The sequence below is a fragment of the Ruegeria sp. AL12 genome, assembly GCF_056540885.1.
Window position 1 is genome coordinate 901,563 of record NZ_JBQFXN010000001.1, and the last position, 18,276, is coordinate 919,838.

General features: G+C 56.5%; 21 protein-coding genes and 1 tRNA gene. 14 read left to right on the top strand and 8 right to left on the bottom strand.

Features of this window, described 5'->3' with window-relative positions; translation table 11 throughout:
• The first annotated feature begins 1 nt into the window (after position 1).
• Both ACR0C6_RS04510 and ACR0C6_RS04515 read left to right on the top strand, forming a co-directional pair.
• A complete protein-coding gene (locus ACR0C6_RS04510) occupies positions 2 to 289 on the top strand; it encodes a DUF1330 domain-containing protein (RefSeq protein ID WP_170344227.1) in 288 nt (95 codons plus the stop codon).
• A gap of 371 nt (positions 290 to 660) precedes the next feature.
• On the top strand, positions 661 to 1,284 hold the full coding sequence (locus ACR0C6_RS04515) for a transglutaminase-like cysteine peptidase (protein WP_480618415.1): 624 nt from the start codon (positions 661 to 663) through the stop codon (positions 1,282 to 1,284).
• A gap of 74 nt (positions 1,285 to 1,358) precedes the next feature.
• Here the strand turns inward: ACR0C6_RS04515 and ACR0C6_RS04520 are convergent, their stop codons facing one another.
• The 6 genes from ACR0C6_RS04520 to ACR0C6_RS04545 form a co-directional block, all read right to left on the bottom strand.
• On the bottom strand, positions 1,359 to 1,751 hold the full coding sequence (locus tag ACR0C6_RS04520; protein WP_480618417.1) for a hypothetical protein: 393 nt from the start codon (positions 1,749 to 1,751) through the stop codon (positions 1,359 to 1,361).
• A gap of 463 nt (positions 1,752 to 2,214) precedes the next feature.
• Entirely contained in the window at positions 2,215 to 4,032 is a 1,818-nt protein-coding gene (gene typA / locus ACR0C6_RS04525; RefSeq protein ID WP_152458021.1) for a translational GTPase TypA, read from the bottom strand.
• A gap of 76 nt (positions 4,033 to 4,108) precedes the next feature.
• Entirely contained in the window at positions 4,109 to 4,444 is a 336-nt protein-coding gene (locus ACR0C6_RS04530; protein ID WP_152458020.1) for a DMT family transporter, read from the bottom strand.
• Positions 4,445 to 4,823: 379 nt separating this feature from the next.
• Positions 4,824 to 5,987, bottom strand: a complete 1,164-nt coding sequence (locus ACR0C6_RS04535; RefSeq protein ID WP_480618420.1) for an HD domain-containing protein — start codon at positions 5,985 to 5,987, stop codon at positions 4,824 to 4,826.
• Positions 5,984 to 6,229: a hypothetical protein gene (locus ACR0C6_RS04540; RefSeq protein ID WP_152458018.1), complete on the bottom strand. Its 246-nt coding sequence runs from the start codon at positions 6,227 to 6,229 to the stop codon at positions 5,984 to 5,986. Before ACR0C6_RS04540 ends, ACR0C6_RS04535 begins: the two co-directional genes overlap by 4 nt.
• Complete coding sequence (locus ACR0C6_RS04545; RefSeq protein WP_152458017.1) at positions 6,229 to 6,882, bottom strand: alpha/beta hydrolase; 654 nt, start codon at positions 6,880 to 6,882, stop codon at positions 6,229 to 6,231. Before ACR0C6_RS04545 ends, ACR0C6_RS04540 begins: the two co-directional genes overlap by 1 nt.
• Positions 6,883 to 7,063: 181 nt before the next feature.
• Here ACR0C6_RS04545 and iscR point away from each other — a divergent pair, with 181 nt between their 5' ends.
• From iscR to ACR0C6_RS04600, 11 genes are all read left to right on the top strand, one after another.
• Positions 7,064 to 7,522 (top strand): Fe-S cluster assembly transcriptional regulator IscR, encoded by a 459-nt coding sequence (gene iscR, locus ACR0C6_RS04550; RefSeq protein ID WP_152458016.1) that lies wholly within the window; start codon positions 7,064 to 7,066, stop codon positions 7,520 to 7,522.
• A 50-nt stretch (positions 7,523 to 7,572) separates the two neighbouring features.
• Positions 7,573 to 8,616, top strand: coding sequence for a cysteine desulfurase family protein (locus ACR0C6_RS04555; protein ID WP_480618422.1), 1,044 nt, complete (start codon positions 7,573 to 7,575; stop codon positions 8,614 to 8,616).
• Between the two features lie 18 nt (positions 8,617 to 8,634).
• A complete protein-coding gene (sufB, locus tag ACR0C6_RS04560) occupies positions 8,635 to 10,155 on the top strand; it encodes a Fe-S cluster assembly protein SufB (RefSeq protein WP_171204775.1) in 1,521 nt (506 codons plus the stop codon).
• A 38-nt stretch (positions 10,156 to 10,193) separates the two neighbouring features.
• Complete coding sequence (locus tag ACR0C6_RS04565) at positions 10,194 to 10,358, top strand: hypothetical protein (RefSeq protein ID WP_480618423.1); 165 nt, start codon at positions 10,194 to 10,196, stop codon at positions 10,356 to 10,358.
• A gap of 49 nt (positions 10,359 to 10,407) precedes the next feature.
• Entirely contained in the window at positions 10,408 to 11,163 is a 756-nt protein-coding gene (gene sufC / locus ACR0C6_RS04570) for a Fe-S cluster assembly ATPase SufC (RefSeq protein ID WP_480618425.1), read from the top strand.
• Positions 11,163 to 12,443, top strand: coding sequence for a SufB/SufD family protein (locus tag ACR0C6_RS04575; protein WP_171168079.1), 1,281 nt, complete (start codon positions 11,163 to 11,165; stop codon positions 12,441 to 12,443). Before sufC ends, ACR0C6_RS04575 begins: the two co-directional genes overlap by 1 nt.
• A complete protein-coding gene (locus ACR0C6_RS04580) occupies positions 12,443 to 12,928 on the top strand; it encodes a YIP1 family protein (RefSeq protein ID WP_480618427.1) in 486 nt (161 codons plus the stop codon). Before ACR0C6_RS04575 ends, ACR0C6_RS04580 begins: the two co-directional genes overlap by 1 nt.
• Positions 12,925 to 13,491, top strand: a complete 567-nt coding sequence (locus ACR0C6_RS04585; RefSeq protein WP_171328360.1) for a YIP1 family protein — start codon at positions 12,925 to 12,927, stop codon at positions 13,489 to 13,491. Before ACR0C6_RS04580 ends, ACR0C6_RS04585 begins: the two co-directional genes overlap by 4 nt.
• A gap of 12 nt (positions 13,492 to 13,503) precedes the next feature.
• A complete protein-coding gene (locus tag ACR0C6_RS04590; RefSeq protein ID WP_480618429.1) occupies positions 13,504 to 14,724 on the top strand; it encodes a cysteine desulfurase in 1,221 nt (406 codons plus the stop codon).
• Positions 14,725 to 14,801: 77 nt separating this feature from the next.
• Positions 14,802 to 14,878 (top strand) — tRNA-Arg (locus ACR0C6_RS04595).
• Between the two features lie 466 nt (positions 14,879 to 15,344).
• Positions 15,345 to 15,677, top strand: a complete 333-nt coding sequence (locus tag ACR0C6_RS04600; protein WP_480445148.1) for a hypothetical protein — start codon at positions 15,345 to 15,347, stop codon at positions 15,675 to 15,677.
• A 55-nt stretch (positions 15,678 to 15,732) separates the two neighbouring features.
• Here the strand turns inward: ACR0C6_RS04600 and mepK are convergent, their stop codons facing one another.
• Entirely contained in the window at positions 15,733 to 16,302 is a 570-nt protein-coding gene (mepK, locus tag ACR0C6_RS04605) for a peptidoglycan L,D-endopeptidase MepK (RefSeq protein WP_152458006.1), read from the bottom strand.
• A gap of 122 nt (positions 16,303 to 16,424) precedes the next feature.
• On the bottom strand, positions 16,425 to 16,781 hold the full coding sequence (locus ACR0C6_RS04610; protein ID WP_254443844.1) for a hypothetical protein: 357 nt from the start codon (positions 16,779 to 16,781) through the stop codon (positions 16,425 to 16,427).
• Between ACR0C6_RS04610 and ACR0C6_RS04615 the strand changes: the two genes are divergently transcribed.
• Positions 16,686 to 18,260, top strand: a complete 1,575-nt coding sequence (locus tag ACR0C6_RS04615) for a L,D-transpeptidase family protein (RefSeq protein ID WP_480618816.1) — start codon at positions 16,686 to 16,688, stop codon at positions 18,258 to 18,260. The two genes, ACR0C6_RS04610 and ACR0C6_RS04615, sit on opposite strands and share 96 nt — an antisense overlap.
• Positions 18,261 to 18,276: the final 16 nt, after the last annotated feature.

Consider the following 18,276-nt stretch of genomic DNA (forward strand, 5'->3'; position numbering starts at 1 on the left):
GATGGCCGCACTCTGGATTGCACATGTGACGGTGACCGATGCTGAGGCGTATGGAAAATATGCCGAATTGGCCGGGCCAGCCATTGCCAAGCACGGGGGCACTTTCATCGCCCGTGCGGCGCGTTACGTTCAGTTGGAAGGCAAGGAACGGCCACGCAACGTTGTTGCCCGTTTCCCGTCGCTTGAAGCGGCTGTCGAATGCTATAACTCGGATGACTATCAACAAGCATTGAGTCATGCGCGCGACGCCAGTGAACGTGAATTGGTTGTGGTTGAAATAACGGAGTGAACATCTGCGTTCACGACGTGTAGCGCGGTTTGCCCGGTAAACGGGCAGCCAATAGGCAATCATTGGCTCATGCCACCAAACGGTCAAGGGAACTCAGCCCGCTAACAGGGGGCTGGGTTTATTTTTGCATTATTTCAATCGCTTGTCAGTCCACGCTGTCGCGGATTTGCGCGATCGGTGCCCGAATTGTGGCCGCGCCACCCAAATTCTTGCGCAAAAAGGTCAGATTGACGGACGAATTTCCGCCCTTTTTCCCCTTCAACTTTTTGGGTGATTGCCTGGGCGGGTTTGTTCGCGGATAGTTTCACGAATCGGAATGCGACCCTGTTTGACGTGCAATCGTGCGAAGAACATCGGATTGGGGTACAGGCATGAAACACTTCACAAATCTGGCCAAGCGGTTTGGTGCAAGACTTCTGCCGATTTCAGTGCGGGCCTTCAGCATCAGTTTTTTTGGCGTTTGCACCCTAGCGGTGGTCCCCGTCGCACATGCGTCCGGGAACGGGTTTATCCCAAGTGTCGCGTCCTCGCCGCCACCTTCAGGGGCGGCAAATCTGTGCGCCGAGTACAAATGGGCCTGTGCCGAAAAACGATCCGTGTCCATGTCCAGCCAGCAAGAACTGAAGGTTGTCGAACAGGTGAATCGGCGCGTGAACAGATCGACGCGAGAAGTCACCGATCAATCTCAGTACAAAATGACCGAGCGTTGGGCGCTTCCCACGGACAGGGGGGGCGATTGCGAAGACTTCGCGCTGTTGAAGAAAAGAGATTTGATCCATGCCGGCGTCGATCCAAGTAAACTGTTGATCGCGACGGTTCTGGACACGCGTCGGGTGCCTCATGCGGTGCTGGTGTATCGCTCTTCAAACGGTGATTTGGTTTTGGACAACCTCACGAACCGTATCAAACCCTGGACGGCGACGCGGTATCTGTTTCTTCGCATGCAAGACCCGAACCGCCCCGGACGTTGGGTTGGTGTGTACGGCCATAGCTGAGGAAACCTGAAAGTCTTTTTGAGAAACTGAATACCGGTGCAATCGTATCTTGCACCGGTATTTTTGCTTCCAAATTAAAACGTTTCGCCGCCGCCTTCGTTTTCACCGCCACCTTCGTTTTCGCCGCCGCCTTCGTTTTCGCCACCACCTTCGTTTTCACCGCCACCTTCGTTTTCACCGCCGCCGCCAGAGCCGCTGCCTTCGCCCCCTAGGCCAGTGCCACCGCCGCCGGTGCCGCCGTTTTCACCGCTTGTACCGCCGGTTCCACCGCTTAAACCGCCACCACCACCGAAAGCCGAGCCGCTGTCGACTGTCTCATCGGACGGACCATCTCCGGATCGCTGATCACTTGCGCCGATCGACGCCGTCGGCAAATCTGAAAGCAAGTCTGCAAGTGGCGCACATTCAGCACCTACACGCGCCAGAATTTGATCGAAATCGTGCCGGCGTTGAATGTATCGGATCATACCCGATGTCACAGCGTCACACTCACATAACACCTGTGCGGATGCAGCGGATTGTCTGGCTGTTTGAACGGTGCATGTTCCGGCGGCGAAAGCTTCACCCGTAGGCGAAAACAAAAATGTCGTAGCGACAAAATACAGCGGGATATTGCGGGACCGGATACCCATGTGGAACTCCTCGAAACTCGATACTTTACTACGTGTTCATATGAACCACCGCAGCGAGGGTGTTTATGAACGACGTCACACAACTGGCATATTTTCACCTTAAACGGGTCTCAATCACAACATGTGGATTGGGGGAGTGATGGAGAATTAATGCAACCCAAAGAAGAAAGTCTACTCTTTTCAATTGAAAACCGGGCGTAGTGCCCGGTTGTCCGTTTTTTATCTTTTGTCCGTTTGGACGCAAAATTGCCACACTTGGGCAATTGTTTCCGATTGCGGCAGCGGTCTGCCGGGTAAATCAGGCCGACTTGGCCATCCGCTTGCGCTCGTGCGGGTCAAGATAACGCTTGCGCAAGCGCACTGCATTCGGGGTGACTTCGACCAGTTCATCGTCGTCAATATAAGCAATTGCCTCTTCCAGCGAGAACTGAATATGCGGCGTTAGACGAACCGCATCGTCCGAGCCACTCGCGCGTACGTTTGTCAGCTTCTTGCCTTTCAGCGGGTTCACTTCCAGATCATTGTCACGAGAATGCTCGCCAATCACCATGCCTTGATAGACATCCGTTTGAGGACCGACAAACATCCGGCCACGCTCTTCCAGGTTCCACAGGGCATAGGCCACGGCTTGGCCATTCTCCATCGAGATCAGAACGCCCGCTCGGCGGCCCGGGATCGGGCCTTTGTGCGGCGCCCAGCCATGGAACACGCGGTTCAGAACGCCTGTGCCGCGGGTGTCGGTCAGGAATTCGCCGTGATAGCCGATCAGGCCACGGGACGGTACATGGGCAATGATGCGGGTCTTGCCGGCACCTGCGGGGCGCATCTCGACCAACTCACCTTTGCGGGCCCCGGTGATCTTTTCGATCACGGCGCCCGAGTATTCATCGTCAACGTCAATGGTGACTTCCTCGATCGGTTCCAGCCGCTGGCCGTTTTCTTCACGGAACAGAACCTGAGGGCGCGAGATGCTGAGTTCGAACCCTTCACGGCGCATGTTCTCGATCAGAACACCCATCTGCAACTCGCCGCGGCCCGCGACCTCGAAAGCCTCGCCGCCGGGTGTGTCGGTGACGCGAATCGCGACATTGGATTCGGCTTCTTTCATCAGGCGATCACGGATGACGCGCGACTGAACTTTCTTGCCGTCACGACCGGCCAACGGAGAATCATTGATACCAAAAGTTACGGTGATCGTCGGCGGGTCGATGGGCTGTGCAGGCAGGGCTTCTTCGACCTGCGGAGCAACCAGAGAATCTGCCACGGTTGCTTTGCTCATGCCGGCGATGGTGACGATGTCACCGGCTTCGGCCACATCGATAGGTTGCTGTGCCAGCCCACGGAACGCCAATATTTTTGAGGCGCGAAAGTTTTCGATCAACGATCCGTCACGGCTCAGGGCTTTCAGGCTGTCGCCAGCTTTCAATGTGCCGCTTTCCACACGACCCGTCAGAATGCGGCCGATGAAAGGATCGCTGCCCAAAGTGGTGGCCAGCATCCGGAACGGCTCACCCTTATGCGCGATCTGTTTCGGGGCAGGAACGTGATCGACGATCAGATCAAACAGTGCGCTCAGGTCCTTGCGCGGGCCGTCCAGCTCCATATCGGCCCAGCCGGAACGGCCCGAGGCATACATGGCCGGGAAATCCAACTGGTCATCATCGGCGCCGAGGTTTGCGAACAGGTCAAAGCATTCGTCCAATGCGCGGTCAGGTTCCGCATCCGGCTTGTCGACCTTGTTCAGAACCACGATCGGGCGCAGGCCCAGCGCCAACGCCTTCGACGTCACGAATTTGGTCTGTGGCATCGGGCCTTCGGCGGCGTCAACCAGCAGGACGACACCATCGACCATGCTGAGGATACGCTCGACTTCACCACCGAAATCGGCGTGGCCGGGGGTGTCGACGATGTTGATGCGTGTGTCTTTCCATTCGACCGAAGTTGCCTTGGCCAGAATGGTGATGCCACGCTCGCGCTCCAGATCGTTGCTGTCCATGGCGCGTTCCGCCACGGCCTGGTTTTCCCGGAACGCGCCGGATTGTTTGAGCAGCTCATCCACCAGGGTCGTCTTGCCGTGGTCCACGTGAGCGATGATTGCGATGTTGCGCAGGTCCATGAGAGGTCAGCCTTTGAACGGAAAGTTGCCGCGCGCATAGCGCGGCGCGACAAAATATACCAGCCCTAACCGTGGATCAGTGACCGGCAGTCTTGGAAAAGAGGTGAATGATCAGGATTCCGGACAAGATCAACGTCAACCCCAGGATCGCAGGCCAATCCAGCCTTTGGCCGAACACGATGAATCCGATCACGGCGATCAGAAAGATGCCCAGACCGGACCAGATCGCATAAACGATACCGACAGGCATGTATTTCAGCGTCAGCGCCATGAGGTAAAATGCGAGTCCGTACCCCACGACCACAAGGACGGACGGCCAGAACCGGGTGAATTGTTGACTGGCCTGCAAGGCCGTGGTGCCAATGGTTTCCGCAACAACAGCCAGCATCAGATACAGATACGCTTGGGGCATTTTGATCCTCGAAACAGGAAAGATACCCTCGCGTTGAGCATGAAACCGAAGGGGTGGGCAAGGCGATTTTTTGGGTCTGAGGATATGAGAATACCATCTGAGGTCAGGTATACCTGACTATTCAGAGAATCGAATTGGTGTAGTCTTCTCAACGTATTTTATGATTTGTTATTGAGTTTTGAGTTATGACGACATTTTCGAAATCCGTAATATTTGCTGCGGGTCTGATAGTGGCGATTGGGTGGCTTGCTGACGGGGGGTCCGTCGAAGTTGAAGCAGCCAACATGGTTGAACAGTTTGATGGTAGTAGTGTTTTTTAAGCGCCACGTAGAGCTTAGCAGGGAAAAAGGAGCCGTCGGGCTCCTTTTTTCTTTTCTGCCTAGTGGTGTACAGACTCGGCGCTTTGGAAGTGTGCAGCCAGTTGCGGTTGCAGCCAATCCCACAGCCGAGGAGAACCTGCTGCAATCGCAGGCTGAACGCGTGCCTCAAGCTGGGCATATGTTACCTTGTAATCGACCCACGATCCGCCACCGGTTTCCAGATTGGCGACAGGTGTCTGAAAACGATCAACGGCTTTGGCGAACCTGGCGTCGGGGCTGTCTGCCGCTTCAAACTCGTGCCACAATGTCGTGAAGGTGTTGGATTGCGTGTCGGGCAGCAACCCGAACAAGCGCTTGGCCGCCGCTTGTTCCTTGGCTGCTTGCGCTGCGTGATCGACCTGCCCGTGGATCGGATTGTCGCCAGCGTCGATTTCAACAATATCGTGCAGCAACAGCATTTGAAGGACCCGATCAACACTGATCCCTGTGGGCGCATTTTCAGCCAGGACCCAGGCGTAGAGCATGATGTGCCACGAGTGTTCTGCCGAGTTTTCGAAACGATCACCCGCCATCAGCCGCGAGGCACGAAGAACAGACTTCAGCCGATCAGCTTCGGTCAGAAACGCCAGCCGTGTCGTAAACGCGTTGGCCTGCGTATCTGCACCAGCCAGCAGGTTTGCGGCGTGCTCGTAGGCCAGTGGAAAAACCTGTTCCAGATAGGCGGCGCGACCGCCTTCGAGATTTGAACGCGCTATGTCCACGTGATCCGGATCTGGGTTCGGGGCACACAGAACCTGAAACAGTGGCTGACAACGATCCAGAACCTTTGCAAACCGGGCGTCGGCGGTCTGATCCTCTTCAAATTCACGCCAGACAGCGTGAAACGCATCGGCCTGATCCTTTGGCAAAAGCCCAAACAGTTCTTTGGCTGCAGCTTGCTCAGCTTTGGCAACCAAGTTCCAGTCAGTCTTAAGGTGGATTGGATGGTCGCCGACAACGATTTCAACAAGGTCATGCAGCAACAGCATGCGTAAGACCCGATCAATCGAGACATCCGGCCCTGCCAACGGGGCCATGACAAGGGCCCACAAGGCCAAATGCCAGCTGTGTTCTGCCGAGTTTTCGGGTCTGGACCGGTCAAGCAGGACATTTGCCCGCTCGACCATTTTCAGTTCGTCGGCCCGTTTCAGAAATGCGATTTGCGCCGGCAAACGGTCGGTCATTGCTTTTCGATCGCCTTCTGCTTTGCACGATGCGCAGACAAGCGTTTGATCACGAACTGCCTGGCTTTCCGTTCAGCCAACCGAACACGAATTTCCGTCAGAAACGCCTCTTCCAGAGACTGAGACGCGGCCCCGAGCACTTCACCAACTTCGACAAAGAACCTGTCTTCGCCCGTCTCATCCATTACCTTCATCGTATCTTCGGCCAGTTTGGCGGCAAGAGATGTGATGGTGTCGGACATCAGCGGGTGTTCTCGGTCAGGCGGCGTTTCACATAGTCGCTGACATTGGTGATCAGCGTGTCCATGTGACGATCCTGAAAGAAGTGATCTGCACCTTCTACTTCGGTGTGCGTGATGGTGATCCCCTTCTGCTCGTGCAGCTTGTTCACCAGCGAGGTCGTGTCAGCCGGTGGCGCCACCCTGTCAGCCGTTCCGTTGATGATCAGGCCGGAAGACGGGCAGGGGGCAAGGAACGAAAAGTCATACATGTTTGCAGGGGGCGATACACTGATGAACCCCGTGATTTCAGGGCGGCGCATCAGCAGCTGCATACCGATCCACGCACCGAACGAAAAACCTGCGACCCAGCAGTGTTTCGAATTGTTGTTCATCGATTGCAGGTAGTCCAGCGCCGATGCCGCATCGCTCAGCTCGCCCACGCCCTGATCATACTCGCCCTGGCTGCGACCGACGCCGCGGAAGTTAAAGCGCAACACGGTGAACCCCATGTTGTAGAAGGCATAGTGAAGATTGTAGACCACCTTGTTGTTCATGGTCCCGCCGAACTGAGGGTGCGGGTGAAGCACGATGGCGATCGGTGCGTCTTTTTCCTTTTGCGGGTGGTAGCGGCCTTCCAGGCGGCCTTCGGGTCCGGGAAAAATCACCTCGGGCATGTGTGCTTTGGTCCTGTCTTTTTCGTGCCGATGCCCGGATATACTTGACGATAATCGTCGGGCACCTTAGAACGGTTCTAATTATGTTGCTTGGCGCATACCAGCGCTGTCAGTCGGAGATACGCACTGGCAACGTCGGCGTCAATGATTTCGCGCAAATCCTGCTGAAAGGGGGCATGGAATGAAGCTGTCGACCAAAGGGCGTTACGCAATGGTCGCCCTGGCGGATATTGCGCTCCAGCCGACGGAACGACTGGTGACGCTTGGGGAAATCTCCGAGAGGCAGGACATTTCGTTGCCATATCTCGAGCAGCTCTTCGTCAAACTCCGCCGGGCGGACTTGGTGTCTTCCGTGCGGGGGCCCGGCGGCGGGTATCGACTGGCACGCCCGGCATCCGAAATTCGTGTCGTCGAAATTCTGGCGGCCGTGGACGAAACCGTTGATGCGCTGCAAAAAGGGGCCGGAGCGTCCGGGGCCTCGTCCGGCAGCCGCGCTCAATCATTGACCAATCGGCTTTGGGAAAGTCTCAGCGCGCATGTCTATGTGTTCCTGCATCAAACCCGTTTGTCAGATGTGATCAAGAACGACCTCGCCCCGTGCCCGGCCGTTCCGAGCCTGTTTTCCGTTGTAGATGAATGATCTTAACGGGCGGGATATGAAATGAAGTCTGTCGGCAAAAAGATGTATCCATGAAACGTGTTTATCTGGATCACAATGCAACAACGCCGCTGCGCCCCGAAGCGAGGGACGCGATGATTGCGGCGATGGAAGTCTGCGGCAATCCCTCGTCGGTTCATGCGGAAGGTCGGGCCGCCAAAGCTCTGATCGAGCGCGCCCGGGCTCAGGTTGCATCGGCCTTTGGGGCGGATGGTGCGGATATCGTCTTTACATCTGGTTCAACCGAAGGTGCGGCACTGGCATTGTCGGGGCGCCAATTGCACGGCGCGGCGATTGAACATGACGCGGTAAGAGCCTGGATCAACGAGGATCTTACGGTTTCAGAGGCCGGAGACGTGCAGGTAACCGCGCCTGAAATGTCGACATTGCAACTGGCAAACTCAGAGACGGGGATGGTTCAAACACTGCCGTCCGGTCTGGCCGTGACAGACGCCACACAGGCTTTTGGCAAGCTGCCCGTCGCGTTCAACTGGGTGAATGCCCAGATGGCCCTGGTCTCGGCGCATAAACTGGGCGGTCCAAAAGGTGTCGGTGCCGTTGTGATGCAACGCGGAACCGATCTGGCGGCACAGATCAAGGGGGGCGGCCAGGAAATGGGTCGCAGGTCAGGAACCGAAAATGTTATTGGTATCGCGGGGTTCGGGGCCGCAGCTGAAGCTGCGATGCGGGATCTGGCCAATGGCGTTTGGGAGCAGGTCGAAGAATTTAGAAATATTCTAGAAAACGCTCTTGAGGCCGCTGTAAAATCACCTATTTTTGTCGGGAAAGGGCGGCAACGCCTGCCGAACACCCTGTGTTTTGCTGCGCCCGGGTGGAAGGGCGAAACCCAGGTTATGCAAATGGACCTGTCGGGATTTGCGGTCAGTGCGGGCTCTGCCTGTTCCAGCGGCAAGGTTCGTTCCAGCGCGGTGCTTACCGCCATGGGATTTGACGAGGAAACGGCCAGCAGCGCAATCCGCGTATCGCTGGGACCTCGGACAACGGAAGAAGATGTGCTGCGTTTCGCCGAAACGTGGCTTGAAAAAGAGAAAAAGCATCGCGCGCGCGCCGCGTGATCTGACGGAGGGTAAGTTATGGCCGCTTTGGACCAGACCCAGGTGAAAGAGGGTGTCGATCAGGAAACCGTGGATGCGGTGCGCGAGGTCGGAACCTATAAATACGGCTGGGACACGGACATCGAAATGGAGTACGCGCCGAAAGGTGTGAACCCGGACATCGTTCGTCTGATCTCGGAAAAGAATGAAGAACCGGAATGGATGACCGAGTGGCGTCTGGCCGCGTTTGAACGCTGGACCAAGATGGAAGAACCGAAATGGGCCATGGTCACATATCCAAAGATCGATTTTCAGGATCAGTATTACTATGCGCGTCCGAAATCGATGGAAGAGAAACCCAAATCGCTGGACGATGTCGACCCCAAGCTGCTGGCCACTTACGAAAAGCTTGGTATCCCTCTGAAAGAACAGATGATTCTGGCCGGCGTCGAAGGTGCTGAGGATGCTCCGGCCGAGGGTCGCAAGGTTGCTGTGGACGCGGTGTTTGACTCGGTGTCCGTCGGCACGACCTTTCAGGCCGAACTGAAAAAGGCCGGTGTGATTTTCTGTTCGATTTCCGAAGCGATCAAGGAACATCCTGAGCTGGTCAAAAAGTATCTGGGCACTGTGGTTCCGGTGTCGGACAACTTTTATGCAACTTTGAACTCGGCCGTGTTTTCGGATGGGTCCTTCGTCTACATTCCGCCCGGTGTCCGCTGCCCGATGGAGCTGAGCACCTATTTCCGCATCAACGCCGAAAACACGGGCCAGTTCGAGCGCACTCTGATCATCGCTGACAAAGGCTCGTACGTGTCCTATCTGGAAGGCTGCACCGCGCCCCAGCGCGACACCGCGCAGCTGCACGCGGCCGTGGTCGAGATCATTGTCGAAGAAGACGCCGAAGTGAAATACTCGACCGTTCAGAACTGGTTCCCCGGGGATGAGAACGGCAAGGGCGGGATCTACAACTTCGTGACCAAGCGCGCCGATTGCCGGGGCGACCGGTCCAAGGTGATGTGGACGCAGGTCGAAACCGGCTCGGCCGTGACGTGGAAATACCCGTCCTGCATCCTGCGCGGCAACGAAAGCCAGGGTGAGTTCTATTCGATCGCGATTGCCAACAACTATCAGCAGGCCGATACCGGCACCAAGATGGTTCATCTGGGCAAGAACACCAAGTCGCGCATCGTGTCCAAGGGCATCAGTGCGGGCAAGGCGCAGAACACCTATCGTGGTCTGGTCTCGATGCACCCGAAGGCCAAGGACAGCCGCAACTATACCCAGTGCGACAGCTTGCTGATCGGCGACAAATGCGGCGCGCATACGGTTCCGTATATCGAGGTCAAGAACAACTCGTCCCGCGTTGAGCATGAGGCGACGACGTCCAAGGTGGATGACGATCAGCTGTTCTATTGCCGTCAGCGCGGCATGGATGAAGAAGAGGCCGTGGCTTTGGTGGTCAACGGGTTCTGCAAGGACGTTCTGCAAGCACTGCCGATGGAGTTCGCCATGGAAGCGCAGCAACTGGTGGCAATCTCGCTGGAAGGGTCGGTTGGCTGATGACGCGGGCGTCACGAAGCGGCATCCGGAAAGAAGACGTGCTGACCTGGCTGGGTTACGCGTTGCCGGTTCTTGGCGGTCTGCTGGGTATGGCTTACGTCAACATCAACCACATGGAATTCATCAACCCGGTTTGGGCGGTTGGCGGAGGGGCGATCCTGGGCTGGATCGTCGCGCGTCTGATCCGCAAGTTGCTGGGATAAGAAGGTTTCGGGGCCACGGTGCCCCCTGCGATACGCAAAAGGATAAAAAATGCTGGAAATCAATAATCTGCACGTGAAGCTTGAAGAAGAAGACAAGCAGATCCTAAAGGGTGTGGACCTGACGGTTGAAGCCGGCAAGGTACACGCGATCATGGGGCCGAACGGGTCAGGCAAGTCAACACTCAGCTACGTGCTGTCGGGCCGCGACGGGTACGAAGTGACCGAGGGTTCCGCCACGCTGGATGGCGAGGATCTGCTGGAGATGGAACCGGAAGAGCGCGCCGCTGCCGGCGTGTTTCTGGCCTTCCAATACCCGGTCGAAATTCCGGGCGTGGGCAACATGACCTTTCTGCGCACCGCCGTGAATGCACAGCGCAAGGCGCGGGGTGAGGACGAGCTGTCCGCCGCGGATTTCCTCAAGGAAGTGCGTGCCAAGGCCAAGACGCTGAAGATCGACGCGGATATGCTCAAGCGTCCGGTCAATGTGGGCTTCTCGGGCGGTGAGAAAAAGCGCAATGAAATCCTGCAAATGGCCATGCTGGAACCCAAGATGTGCATCATGGACGAAACCGACTCGGGTCTGGATGTGGATGCGATGAAGCTGGTCGCCGAAGGTGTGAACGCCCTGCGCGATGAAGGTCGCGGGTTCCTGGTCATCACCCATTACCAGCGCCTGCTGGATCACATCAAACCCGACGTCGTGCACATCATGGCCGATGGCCGCATTGTCAAAACCGGAGGCCCAGATCTGGCGCTCGAGGTTGAAAACAACGGTTATGCCGACATTCTTGCCGAGGTGAACTGATGGCCTTGCCCGAAGTCAAACAATCCGCGACCGAGGCCCGGCTGTCTGCCTTGACCATGCCCGACGCGGGATGCACCCGCGCCGCGCGCGAAGACGCGCTGGCCCGTGTTCTGGAAACCGGTCTGCCCGGACGGCGTGACGAATATTGGAAATACACTCAACCGGACACTCTGGTCTCGCCAGACGCGCCTCCGGCTGCGGTGTTTGCCGATGACGAGCCGTTGATGTTCAGCGGACTAGACCGGCTGAACATCGTCTTCGTGGACGGTGAATTCAGCGCCGAAGAGTCGGACGACCTGACGCTGGAAGGCGTGACCATCGACCGGCTCGAGGATATCTGCTGCAAGGACATTCATTGGGCGAAAGACCTGTATGGCGTGCTTGAGACGCGCGGTCAGTCTCCGGTCCAGCGTCCGCTGGCGGCGCTGAACACGGCTTTTGCGTCGGATGGTGTGGCCATTCATGTCACCGGCAAACCGTCCAAACCGATCAACCTGATCTATCGTCATGCGTCGCCGACCTCGGATGCGATCCTGCACCACGTCATTCGCGTCGAAAGCGGGGCCGAGGCCACCATTCTGGAAACCGGTCCGGCTGCGTCACGCTTCAACAAATGCATGGAGATCGACATCGCCGACAAGGGCACGCTGCACCATGTGCGCGCCCAGGGCAGGGACCATGAACGCCGGGCCGCGACCCATATGTTCACCCGTCTGGGCACGGAATCGGTCTATAAATCCTTCACTTTGACCGTGAATGGCGTGCTGACCCGCAATGAGCAGGTCGTCGAGTTGACGGGCGATGACGCGGTCGCCCATGTGGCCGGAGCCTGTGTTGGCGATGGCGACTTCCATCATGACGACACGGTTTTCATCACCCATGATGCGGTAAACTGCGAAAGCCGTCAGGTGTTCAAGAAAGTGCTGCGCAACGGGGCGACGGGCGTGTTTCAGGGCAAGATCCTCGTGAAGGAAGGCGCCCAAAAGACCGACGGTTACCAAATAAGCCAATCGCTGCTTCTGGATGATGACAGCCAATTCCTCGCCAAGCCCGAGCTTGAGATCTATGCCGATGACGTGGCGTGTTCGCACGGCTCGACCTCGGGTGCGATCGACGAAACCGCTCTGTTCTATCTGCGGTCCCGTGGCGTGCCGGTCAAGGACGCAACCAACATGCTGACTTTGGCCTTTCTTGCCGAAGCGGTGGATGAGATCGAAGACAGCGCCCTGGCGGAAGAGATCGTAAGCCGTCTGGAAGGGTGGCTGGCGCGTCGTAGCTGATGGCCGTCTCGTCTGACATATTGGCCACATACCGGGGGCCGGGGCGCGTGGTGCGCCGGCTTCTTGAAATGGGTCAGCGGGAAGACAGGGCGCTGGTGTTTGTCATGGTGTTTTGCGTGGTGGCCTTTGTCGCGCAAATGCCCAGCCTTGCCCGCAAAGCGCATCTTGAAGGCGTCGAGCTGAACATGCTTTTGGGCGGCGCTTTGCTGGGGTCGGTGTTCATACTGCCGTTGTTTTTCTACACGCTGGCGCTGATTTCCTATTGGGCGGCGCGGATGGCGGGCGGGCAGGGCACTGCTTATGGCGCACGACTGGCCCTGTTCTGGGCGTTGTTGGCATCTGCCCCCCTGGTCTTGTTGAATGGTCTGGTTGCCGGGTTCATCGGGCCCGGGCCCGCTTTGACAATTGTGGGTGTCGTCTGGGTTGCTGTTTTTGTCTGGTTCTGGTTATCCGGTCTGAGACAAGTACAAAGGTCCGCTGCATGACTATCAATTCCCTCGGCGCTCTGGCGGTTCTGACGATCAGAAGCCCCGACCAAGCCGCCCGCCAGCTGTTATCCCTGAAACCGGGGCGGGAAGGGTTGTGGTTGGCCTTTGCGCTGGCAGTGGTTTTGAACTGTCTCGTGCAGTTGGGAATCGATTTGTCGGTGCCTGTGCCGCAAGGTCAAATCGCACCACCACCCGAAAGTGTCCCCGTTGTATTGCTGCGATCCGCCGGAGCAATGCTGCTGAGCATCCTCGCGTTCTTCGTTGTCGGAAAAGCGATAGGCGGCAAAGCAAGCTTTGACGATCTGATGGTCCTGACAGTGTGGTTGCAGTTCCTGCAAATCGTCGCCCTGGTCATGACCCTTGTTCTAAGCCTGACGATGCCGTTTCTGATGATGATGATGCTGTTCGCAACGGCGATCCTGAGCCTTTACATCACGCTTCATTTCCTGAACGAAGCGCATCAATTCGGATCCCTTTGGAAGTCTTTCGCCGTAATTCTGTTGTCAGCCCTGATTGCGGTTCCCTTCGTCCTGTATTTAACACCGGCCGCGCCTGTCTAGGAAAACCGTATCATGTATGATGTGCAGAAAATTCGCTCTGACTTTCCGATCCTGTCACGTCAGGTGAATGGCAAGCCGTTGACCTATCTGGACAACGGTGCGTCTGCTCAAAAGCCTCAGGTCGTCATCGATGCGGTGACCCGTGCCTATTCCGAAGAGTATTCGAATGTTCACCGTGGATTGCACTATCTGTCCAATCTGTCGACCGAGAAATACGAAGCTGTTCGCGGCATCATCGCCCGTTTCCTGGGGGCATCGAACGAGGATGAGATCGTTCTGAATTCAGGAACGACCGAAGGGATCAATCTTGTTGCCTATGGCTGGGCCATGCCACAGCTGGAAGCCGGGGATGAGATCGTCCTGAGCGTCATGGAGCATCACGCCAACATCGTGCCCTGGCATTTCCTGCGGGAACGGCAGGGCGTTGTTCTGAAGTGGGTGGATGTGGACGCTGACGGGGGGCTGGATCCGCAGGCGGTAATCGATGCGATCGGCCCGAAAACCAAACTTGTGGCCGTGACGCAATGTTCCAATGTTCTGGGTACCGTCGTGGATGTCAAAGCCATCACCGAAGGTGCACATGCCAGGGGCGTCCCGGTGCTGGTTGATGGCAGTCAGGGCGCGGTGCATATGCCGGTGAACGTGCAGGACATCGGTTGCGACTTTTACGCCATTACCGGCCACAAGCTGTATGGCCCGTCGGGGTCGGGTGCGATCTACATCAAGTCCGAACGCATGGCCGAGATGCGCCCCTTTGTCGGTGGCGGTGACATGATCAAAGAGGTCAGCAAGGATCAGGTGATCTACAACGACCCGCCAATGAAGTTCGAGGCCGGAACACCCGGCATTGTCCAAACAATTGGCCTGGGCGTTGCGCTGGAATACATGATGGATTTGGGAATGGACAACATTGCCGCCCATGAATCCGACCTGCGGGACTATGCCATGCAGCGCCTGAACGGTCTCAACTGGCTTCAGGTTCAGGGCACGCGGCCAGACAAGGCAGCCATCTTCAGCTTTACGCTGGACGGGGCCGGCCATGCCCATGATGTATCCACGATATTGGACAAAAAGGGGGTTGCCGTCCGCGCCGGGCATCACTGTGCGGGCCCGCTTATGGATCACCTGGGCGTCACGGCGACCTGCCGTGCCAGCTTTGGTCTATATAACACGACGGATGAGGTCGACACACTGATCGAAGCGCTTGAATTGGCGCATGATCTTTTCGCCTGATTTTGGTTTCAAAGAGGGTGCAACAATCACGATTTTCAGTTGCACCCGGATTGGAACAAGGTTAGCTAACGGCCAAGGCACCTGTAGCTCAGCTGGATAGAGCGCTGCCCTCCGAAGGCAGAGGCCAGAGGTTCGAATCCTCTCAGGTGCGCCACCATCGCCATATTTCTAAGGCTTTTTGGCAAAACAGGAACTTCTGCGCCGAATTGGCAGAAGTTCGCGGGCCACATGGCCGTCGCTAATGAAGGACAAGCGTCCTGCGCTGGTCCGAGGATATGCGCAGCATAGCGTTATTCAACATCTACCCCGGCCAAGCGCTTCTTTAGCTTTGACGTTTTCGGTTTCCAGCGCCCGAAGCTTCTTTGCTTCCGACAATTTCAACCCACGTCTGCTATTGAAACTACGAAAGGTGCCCTGGCTGATCCCTTCTCGGGATATTTTCAATGCGAATACCCTTTCGGACCATGGATAGTGTCTGCAAGCCTCCGTTCTTCGCCCGCTTGCCACCACCCTATTAATCCTGACCATCATTTTGAGGCTTAACCCCTCAAGCAGTGGTTTTTTTGATGTACACTTTCCGAACGAGGCTGGCGCGCGTCAGCTCAAATGGAGGAAGGAATGTGAAAGTCATCTCTTCAAATAAGAAGCTGATAATCGTTGTCGTGATTGTAGCACTATTGGGTAGCGCGATTACCGGGGTTTCAGCTTCAAGCGTTTTAGGATGGATCGTGGTCGCCGTAATTCTGGCGTTTATCCTTGGAAAGCTGACCGATGATGAAGAACCCGAAAGCGATGATGATTCAGAAAGCGACAATGCTTCCGGTTCCAGTGTTCCCACTGACGTCGGTTATGAAAAGTCTCGTGAGACCAGCAATTCCACTGCGGCGACAGCATCCAGCAATGACACCGGAGGCGGTGATGCCGGCGGCGGAGGGGGTGACGCGGGGATGTAACTGGCCGCCCCAGTCAAATCCCTGTCAACTAAGCCGAGATCGTGAAGTCGCTGTCTTAGCCGCGCCAGGTGCGGACGACACCGCAGTCCATATGCACGAAATTGGACCCGTAATATTGACCGACACCGCCGGCCCGGCATGACATAGCAGCCTTAGCCATCTGCGAGACGGAGCGGGAAGACAGGCGCAGGTCTGCCGCTTGTCCCTTCATATGAAGCGATTTCCGGGCGACGCCGCGAGAGCGGGCGCGGAGCATGGCGTTGGTCTGGGGGGAGCGATAGCCCGACAGCAACATGTAAGGTTCGTTGACATCCAAAAGGTTGTGTGATGCCGCCATGATATCAATCGTGCGTAAATCGATGGATTTTACGTGATCTGTACGCCAATCGCGCATGAAATGGTTCACTTCTTTGACAGCGTCCTTGATATATTTACCATCGACCCAATAAATCATGTCCAACCGTTCGCCCGTGCGACCGGAATACATGCGAATGCGACGGATATCGCCGCCGCCGCGCAAAAAGCCTGCTGCTTTGGAGTAGGTGGGTGCTGCTGCGACTGCTGTTGCTGCAAACGCACCCAATAGGGCACGTCGGGTCAAGCCCGAGGAACTGCTCTTGGTCATTTTGGTTCGTCCCGTACTGTTCCTGCCTGCGCACGATGTTACGCGCGCTGTCTTAATTTTTCCCATCCCAGATGCGGAATTTATGACACAATCGGATTCGACGGCCAAGAAGTGTTTCATAGTCACCTTTTCAAGGGGGAATTTTCGGCAGATTTTTGCGCAAATGTCACAGCCGAGCGCAGAATATTTGCAGGTGTTGGCTGCGCATCACCGGGCCGATGCAAACGCGCATCAGACGCCAACAGAAGCAATTCGGTAAGGAATTTGTGAATAGACAAGTTTGCGCAACCAAACTCATAGTTGTTCGACGCACGTATCACCAACCAAGCCATTGATTCCAAGGCCATCCAATGCTTTCTGTTTTCCGAACCCGTACCAGTATCCTGCTTGCCGCCTGTTTTGCGGCCACCGCCAGTATGGCAAACACCACTTCTGAACCTGCGCACAACACGGCGTTTCAGATGGCCGTAGCAGAACATACCCCACGGGAATCGAAGATCGCAGAGTTTTACCGGACAAACGGATTTTCGCCGATTTGGGTGGGTGAATCCGATGAGCATATGCAACGCCGGGCCGCATTGATCCAGGCACTGTCACATGCGCATCTGCACGGTCTGCCGCAGGCTGATGCCACTGTTTCATCCTTGATTCAGAAAATGCAGGATGCACGCTCGACACGCGACCTTGGCGCCGTTGAGGCTGAACTGAGTAGGGTTTTCGTAGAGTTTGCCGACGCATTGTACTCAGGTTTTCTTCGGCCCGGAAATATCGACGACGGACTTGTTCGGTCGGTGGATCGTCGCAGCGCGGCCGAGCATCTGAACGCCCTGAACACACAGGGCGCCGCGTATCTTGCTCAATTGGCTCCTCAAACCCGTCAGTACCGGGCTCTGATGAAGCAGAAACTGGCGCTTCAGGATTTGGTAGATCAAGGCGGTTGGGGGGCGACTGTCCCGGAAACCAAGCTGGAGTACGGTGATACCGGGCCCAATGTTGTAAAGCTTCGCAATCGGTTGGTGTTGATGGGCTACATGAAACCATCGGCCAACCCGTCTTTCGACGCCGCGCTGCTGGAAGGGGTCAGGGCCTTTCAAAACGCGCATGGATTGGAACCCGATGGCGTTGCAGGCAAGGGCACGATTGCCGAGTTGAATCGCCCCGCCGTGGACCGGCTCAAGGCTGTTTATGTCGCTCTGGAACGAGAGCGCTGGCTACCTCGGGATCGCGGCGCGCGTCATATTCTTGTCAACCAGACAGATTTTTCGGCAAAGATCGTGGATGACGGGCAAGTCACGTTTGAAACCCGTGCGGTGATCGGCAAGAACACGCATGATCGCCGCAGCCCAGAGTTCTCGGACGTGATGGAACATATGGTGATAAACCCCAGCTGGTATGTCCCGCGCTCGATCATCACCAAGGAATACCTTCCGAAGCTGAAAGCGAACCCCAACGCGGTCAGTCATATCCAGATCACGGACAGCAGGGGGCGGCAGGTCAATCGCGGGGCGGTTGATTTCAATCAGTTCACCGCGCGAAGCTTTCCTTTTGCGATGCGCCAGCCGCCCAGCAAAAGCAATGCTTTGGGGCTGGTCAAGTTCATGTTCCCCAACAAGTACAATATCTATCTGCATGATACGCCTCAGAAAAGCCTGTTCGCGCGTGAGGTGCGGGCGTTCTCGCACGGCTGCATCCGACTGGCTCAGCCTTTCGAGTTTGCTTATGCATTGCTGGCCAAACAGGAAGAGGACCCCAAAGCATTCTTTCATCGTGTTCTGAACACAGGAAAGGAAACCAAGGTTGATTTGGAACAAAAAGTTCCGGTCCACCTGATCTATCGAACGGCATATGTCGGTCCAAAAGGCGAGGTGCAGTATCGCCGCGATGTCTATGGCCGGGACCGCAAGATTTGGGAGGCCCTACAAAAGGCAGGGGTGGCCCTGCCGGACGTTCAGGGTTAAGCACAGGGCAAATCCT